The sequence below is a fragment of the Piscinibacter lacus genome, from assembly GCF_016735685.1.
Classification (GTDB): Bacteria; Pseudomonadota; Gammaproteobacteria; order Burkholderiales; family Burkholderiaceae_C; genus Aquariibacter; species Aquariibacter lacus.
Window position 1 is genome coordinate 1 of sequence record NZ_JAERRA010000006.1, and the last position, 1,300, is coordinate 1,300.

The window sequence follows — 1,300 nt, forward strand, 5'->3', positions numbered from 1 at the left end:
GGTCACCGTACCGGCCTGGGTGGCGCTGGTGAGGACGACTTCGTCGTTGGTGCCCGTCACAGTCGCGGTCACCACCTGGCTGGCCATGCCGCCGTTGCCGTCATTGGCGGTGATCGTGAAGGTTTCAGTGGCGGTTTGGCCGGCGGCCAAGAACTGCGTGGCGCTGTTGGCCACGCTGTAGGTGTAGCTCACCGAGCCGGCGGTGCCGGTGGTGCCGCTGTCGTCGCTGCTGAGCAGGCTGAGCGTGCCACCCAGGGAGCCGCTGGTCTTGGTCTGGCTGTAGCTCAGGACATCGCGGGTGTCGATGTCGCTGAAGTTCGCCGAGACCGTGGTGCTCAGCTCGGGCGAAGTGGCGTCTTCGGTCACCGCACCGTCGCTGAAAGCCGTGACGGTGGGCTGATCGTTGGTGCCCGTCACAGTCACGGTCACCACCTGGCTGGCCATGCCGCCGTTGCCGTCGTCGGCGGTGATCGTGAAGGTCTCGGAGGCCGTTTCGCCCACGGCCAGATACTGCGCGGCGCTGTTGGCCACGCTGTAGGTGTAGCTCACCGAGCCGGCGGTGCCGGTGGTGCCGCTGTCGTCGCTGCTGAGCAGGGTGAGCGTGCCGCCCAGGGAGCCGCTGGTCTTGGTCTGGCTGTAGCTCAGGACATCGCGGGTGTCGATGTCGCTGAAGTCCACCGATACCGTCGTCGTCAGGCTCGGATCGGTTGCGTCTTCGGTCACCGCACCGTCGCTGAAGGTGGTGACGATGGGATCGTCGTTGGTGCCGGTGATGGTGATCGTCACCGTCTGCGACAGGGTGGATCCCTGGCCGTCGCTCACGGAGATGCTGAAGGTCTCGGTGACGGTCTGGCCCTCGGCGAGTTCCTGCGCCCGGGTGTTGTCCAGGGTGTAGGTCCAGGGCTGGCTGCCGCCCACGCCGTTGGCGGTGTCGGTGAGCATGCCGAGCGTGAAGCTGCCGTAGACCGCGGTGCCGGTGAAGGTGGCGCTGTGGGTATCGGCCAAGTCCACGTCGCTGAAGGTCACCGCACCGCTGGCCACCAGGCTGTCGCTGGGGCTGGCGCTGAGGTCGGCGTCTTCGGTCACCGTGCCGGCCTGGGTGGCGCTGGTGATCACGACGTCGTCGTTGGTGCCGGTGATGGTGATCGTCACCGTCTGCGACGGGGTGGATCCCTGGCCGTCGCTCACGGAGATGCTGAAGGTCTCGGTGACGGTCTGGCCCTCGGCGAGTTCCTGAGCCCGGGTGTTGTCCAGGGTGTAGGTCCAGGGCTGGCTGCCGCCCACGCCGTTGGCGGTGTCG

The 1,300-nt window shown here is 67.4% G+C and carries 1 protein-coding gene; it reads right to left on the reverse strand.

The genetic code is table 11. The annotated features are described in order from the left end of the window. The coding region (locus JI742_RS13750; protein WP_201828077.1) for a VCBS domain-containing protein at positions 1–1,300 on the reverse strand (1,300 nt) is incomplete at both ends.